At 62.6% G+C, this 5,948-nt stretch carries 2 protein-coding genes; both read left to right on the forward strand.

Features of this window, described 5'->3' with window-relative positions:
* Window positions 1–4,867, forward strand: a 4,867-nt coding sequence (locus tag QD461_RS36255) for an N-6 DNA methylase (RefSeq protein ID WP_414091604.1), incomplete at its 5' end; no start/stop codon positions are given.
* A gap of 548 nt (window positions 4,868–5,415) precedes the next feature.
* Window positions 5,416–5,948: ParB/RepB/Spo0J family partition protein (locus QD461_RS36260; RefSeq protein WP_414091605.1), on the forward strand; the 533-nt coding region annotated here is incomplete at its 3' end.

The following is a 5,948-nucleotide window of genomic DNA, read 5'->3' on the forward strand; positions in this document are numbered from 1 at the left end:
GACCTGGAAGGAGCGAGCACGCATCAATGTCGCGGCCATCCTCACCGCAAACGAAATCGAGAGGCAAAATCTGCCGGCGACTCCGGCCGCCCAGGCGAGGCTGATCCGCTTCACCGGTTTCGGCGCCGGCGAGCTGGCAAACGGCATGTTCCGGCGGCCTGGGGAAACCGACTTCCGCACAGGTTGGGATGATCTCGGCAACTCGCTGGAAACAGTGGTCAGCGAGGGCGAATACGCGTCGCTCGCCCGTTGCACCCAATATGCACACTTCACCCCTGAATTCGTCATTCGGGCAATCTGGACGGGCATTCATCGTCTCGGCTGGCGCGGCGGCCGAGTGTTGGAGCCGGGGATCGGAACAGGCCTGTTTCCGGCGCTGATGCCGAAACAGTATCGCGAACTGAGCTACGTCACCGGCATCGAGCTCGATCCCGTCACGGCCCGCATCGCGAAACTGCTGCAGCCGAAGGCGCGCATCATCAACGGCGATTTCGCGCGCACGGACCTCAATGCGATCTACGATCTTGCCATCGGCAACCCGCCCTTCTCCGATCGCACGGTTCGTTCCGACCGGCACTATCGCGCGCTCGGTCTCAGGCTGCACGACTATTTCATCGCGCGGGCGATCGATCTCCTGAAACCTGGCGGGCTCGCCGCCTTCGTCACCAGCGCCGGCACCATGGACAAGGCCGACCGCACCTGCCGGGCGCATGTTGCAAAAACCGCCGACCTTATCGGCGCCATCCGCCTTCCCGAAGGCAGTTTTCGGCGGGAAGCCGGCACCGATGTGGTCGTCGATATTCTTTTTTTTCGCAAACGAAAGACGGGCGAAGCCGCAAACGATCTCGGCTGGCTTGATTTGGAGGAAATTCGCCCGGCGACCGCGGAGGACGGAGCCATCCGTGTGAACCGCTGGTTCGCGCAGCATGCGGATACTGTGCTCGGCGATCATGCCCTGGTCTCCGGCCCCTTCGGCGAGACCTATACCTGCGTGGCGCGGCCRGGCGAAAGCCTGGAGGCGGTACTTCTTGCGGCTATCGAGCGCCTTCCGGAGGGCATCTACGATGGCGAACCGACCGAAATCGATCGCGACCTCGAAGAAGAGCTGGCGGAAATCCTCGATCTGAAGCCTGACCAAAGCCGGATTCGGGAGGGCAGCTTCTTCCTCGACACCAGGCACGGCCTGATGCAGATGATCGATGGCGCACCGGTCGCGGTGAAAATTCGCAGTGGCCGCAGCGCCGACGGCATTCGGGAAAAGCATGTCCGGATCATCAAGAAGCTCATTCCGATCCGAGACGCCGTGCGCGAGGTGCTGAAGGCCCAGGAACTCGATCGACCGTGGCGCGAGTGCCAGGTGCGACTCAGGGTCGCCTGGTCGAGTTTCGTGCGCGATTTCGGGCCGATCAATCATACGACGGTGTCTATCAGCGAGGATGACGGGAGCGGAGAAGTTCGCGAAACTCACCGTCGCCCGAACCTTGCTCCGTTTCTCGACGATCCGGATTGCTGGCTGGTCGCGTCGATCGAGGACTATGACCTCGAAACCGATACCGCCAGGCCCGGAGCGATTTTCTCCGAACGCGTCATCGCGCCCCCTGCCCCGCCGGTCATCACCTCGGCCGCCGATGCCTTGGCCGTCGTCCTCAACGAGCGCGGTCGTATCGACCTCGACCACATCGCCGAACTCCTGCATCGCGACACCGACGACGTTCGGCACGAGCTTGGCGATGCCATCTTTCGCGATCCCGCCGATGGCTCCTGGCAGACCGCGGACGCCTATCTCTCCGGCGCCGTGCGCACGAAACTCGCGGTCGCAAAAGCCGCGGCCGAGTTGGATCCCGTCTACGAGCGCAATGTCCGGGGGCTTGAAGCAGTACAGCCCGCCGATCTACGCCCCTCGGACATCACCGCTCGGCTGGGTGCACCCTGGATCCCAGCGACCGATATCGTCGACTTCGTCCACGAGACCATGGGCGCCGAGATCAGGATCCACCACTTGCCGGAGCTCGGTTCATGGACCGTCGAGGCGCGACAGCTCGGATGGACGGCGGCCGGCACATCGGAATGGGGCACCGACCGGCGTCACGCCGGCGAGCTGCTTGCCGATGCGCTGAACAGCCGGGTGCCGCAGATCTTCGACGTGTTCAAGGACGCAGACGGCGAGCGGCGGGTACTGAACGTCGTCGATACCGAAGCCGCCCGCGACAAGCTGCAGAAAATCAAGCAAGCCTTCCAGAACTGGGTCTGGACCGATCCCGATCGTACCGACCGGCTGGCGCGGGTCTATAACGACCGCTTCAACAACATCGCGCCCAGGCGCTTCGACGGCTCCCACCTCCAACTTCCCGGCGCCTCTGGCGCCTTTATTCTTTATGGGCACCAGAAGCGTGGCATCTGGCGCATGATCTCGTCGGGAGCGACCTATCTGGCGCATGCCGTCGGCGCCGGCAAGACGATGACGATGGCGGCCGCCATCATGGAGCAGCGCCGCCTYGGACTGATCGCCAAGGCGATGCTGGTGGTGCCGGGCCATTGCCTGGCGCAGGCGGCCCGCGAATTCCTGGCGCTCTATCCCAACGCCCGCATTCTCGTCGCCGACGAGACCAATTTCTCGAAGGACAAGCGCGCTCGCTTCCTGTCCCGCGCTGCAACAGCAACCTGGGATGCCATCATCATCACGCACTCGGCATTCCGGTTCATCGCCGTGCCATCGGCCTTCGAGCAACAGATGATCCAGGACGAGCTGGAGCTATATGAGGATCTGCTGACCAAGGTCGACAGCGAGGATCGGGTCTCGCGCAAGCGGCTGGAGCGGCTCAAGGAAGGTCTGAAGGAACGGCTGGAGGCGTTGTCGACCCGCAAGGACGATCTGCTGACGATCTCTGAAATCGGCGTCGACCAGATCATCGTCGATGAGGCGCAGGAATTCCGCAAGCTTTCGTTTGCCACCAACATGTCGACGTTGAAAGGCATCGATCCGAACGGCTCGCAGCGTGCCTGGGACCTCTACGTCAAGTCCCGTTTCATCGAGACGAAGAATCCCGGCCGGGCCTTGATTCTCGCCTCCGGCACGCCGATCACCAATACGCTTGGCGAAATGTTCTCGGTCCAGCGCCTGCTCGGATCCGACGCGTTGCGCGAGCGCGGGTTGCATGAATTCGACGCCTGGGCCTCGACCTTCGGCGACACGACGACCGAACTCGAGATCCAGCCGTCGGGCAGATACAAGCCTGTCAGCCGCTTTGCCTCCTTCGTCAACGTCCCCGAACTGATCGCCATGTTCCGGTCTTTCGCTGACGTGGTGATGCCCGAGGATCTGCGCGATTACGTCAGGGTGCCTGATATCTCCACCGGCCGGCGGCAAATTCTCACCGCCAAGCCGACGCAGGCTTTCAAGAACTACCAGACCATCCTCGACGCCCGTATCAAGGCGATCGAGATGCGCGAAGGGCCGGCGCAGCCCGGCGATGACATTCTGCTCTCCGTCATCACCGATGGGCGCCATGCCGCCATTGACCTCCGCCTGGTCGACCCCGACAGCGAGAACGAGCCGGAAAACAAGCTCAACCTGCTGGTCCAGAACGCCTTCCGTATTTGGCAGGAGACGTCACAACGGACCTTTTTGCGGCCGGACGGCAAGCAGTTCGATCTGCCCGGGGCGGCGCAGATGATCTTTTCCGATCTCGGCACCATCAATGTCGAGAAGACGAGAGGCTTTTCCGCCTATCGATGGATCCGCGACGAACTCGTCCGGATGGGCGTTCCGCCATCCGAAATCGCCTTCATGCAGGATTACAAGAAGAGCGACGCGAAACAGCGTCTGTTCGCCGACGTGCGCGCCGGCAAGGTCCGCTTCCTCATCGGCTCTTCAGAGACCATGGGGACCGGCGTCAACGCGCAGCTTCGTCTCAAGGCGCTGCATCATCTGGACGTTCCCTGGCTGCCCTCGCAGATCGAACAGCGCGAGGGCCGGATCGTCCGCCAGGGCAATCAGCATGACGAGGTCGATATCTTCGCCTATGCCACCCAGGGCTCGCTCGACGCTGCTATGTGGCAGAACAACGAGCGCAAGGCCCGCTTCATTGCCGCGGCACTTTCAGGCGATACTTCGATTCGCCGCTTGGAAGACCTCGGCGAAGGAGCCGTCAACCAGTTCGCCATGGCCAAGGCGATCGCGAGCGGTGACGAACGGCTAATGCAGAAGGCGGGGCTCGAGGCCGACATTGCCCGGCTCGAACGGTTGCGCGCCGCTCATGATGACGATCAGTATGCCGTGCGCCGGCAGATCCGTGATGCCGAGCGCGACATCGAGGTTTCGATCCGGCGTATCGGCGAGATTGCCAGGGACATCGAACAGCTCATTCCGACTGCTGGCGATGCCTTCGTGATGGTGGTCAAGGGCGAGACCTATGAGGAGCGTAAGCTTGCCGGCCGGGCGCTGATGAAGGAAATCCTGACCCTCGTCCAGCTTCAACAGGAGGGTGATGTCGCCATTGCTTCGATCGGCGGCTTCGATGTGATCTATTCCGGCGAGCGGTTCGGTAAGGGTGACGGCTATCACTACGCCACCCTCCTCCAGCGTACCGGCGCCACCCAGGAGGTCGATCTTGCCGTCACCGTGACGCCGATCGGCGCGATCTCGCGGCTGGAGCACGCGCTTGCCGGCTTTGATGATGAACAGGCGCGGTATCGGCATCGACTGCATGAAGCCGAGCGGCGTCTTGGCGCCTATCGCTCGCGCGAAGGCGGCGTATTCGCATTTGCAGATGAGCTTACCGACAAGCGCCGGCAGCTTCGAGACGTTGAGGAGGAATTGGCGACTACGGCGCGCGAGGAAGCGGCCGCCAGGCCAGAGGCAGCTTGACCATCGGCCGATTGCGGTCTTTTGGATGCGGTGCAGCATGTGCATAGCTGCATTGCACAATAAATGACTTCCGTCTGCTCAAATAATGTTCATACCGCACGCAGCTGATGCACATGGCGGCCTCTCCTCCCAGTGCCGCCGCAGCAGCTGTTCCCCTCTGGAGGTTTATTGACCTTCACACTTCAAGGGCCGCGGTTTCCGCTGGCCCATTTTTTTATTTTCCATCTTATCAAAATCGACGTCCAGTCGCGTGCAAGCCGCCGCTTCTGCCGCCGACACGAGAAGGAAGCAAGGGAGAAAGGAAGGAAGGAAGAGGAATCGTCGCAGAGCAGTTCGCCGGTCGCCGCTTCCGCTCAACCGCCGCCTCCGCATCCCGGCCACTCGCCTTCGCAGGGCTGTCAGCCCCGCTCGTCCTTCGCGGCAGCAATGCTCGGCCGCAGTTGCACCCGGCCGCCCGCTCCGCGGTCCGGGAGATGTCTTCGGAAAAATGAAGACGCGAGAAGGACAGGCAGAAGGGCCGTGTCCAAATCCCCGAGAAGGAGCATCCCATGCAACTCATGAAGGTCGATCCGCGTGCGCTGAAGGACAACCCCGACAACACGCGTCAGTCGAAGTCGACGCCGCAGGCCGACGCCCTGCTTCTGGYGACCATCAAGGCTGTAGGCGTTATCCAGCCGCCCGTCATTTTCCCGGAAGCCGGTGGCAACGGCTACGTCATTGAAGCGGGTCACCGGCGCACACGCATGGCGGTCGCCGCCGGTCTCGAGGAAATCGACGTGATCGTCGTCGAGGCGGCCAACGACAATGGCGCCATGCGCTCGATGATCGAGAACATCGCGCGTGAGCCGTTGAACCCCGTCGACCAATGGCGCGGCATCGAGCGGCTGGTCGCGCTTGGTTGGACCGAGGAGGCGATCGCCGTAGCGCTTGCCCTCCCCGTCCGCCAGATCCGCAAGCTCCGTCTGCTCGCCAACGTTCTGCCTTCGATGCTCGACCAGATGGCGAAGGGAGATATGCCGAACGAGCAGCAGCTGAGGACGATCGCCGCTGCCTCGTCCGAGGAGCAGAAAGAGGTCTGGAA

The organism is Rhizobium sp. BR 314 (assembly GCF_047445805.1).
In the GTDB taxonomy this organism is placed as follows: Bacteria; Pseudomonadota; Alphaproteobacteria; order Rhizobiales; family Rhizobiaceae; genus Rhizobium; species Rhizobium lusitanum_B.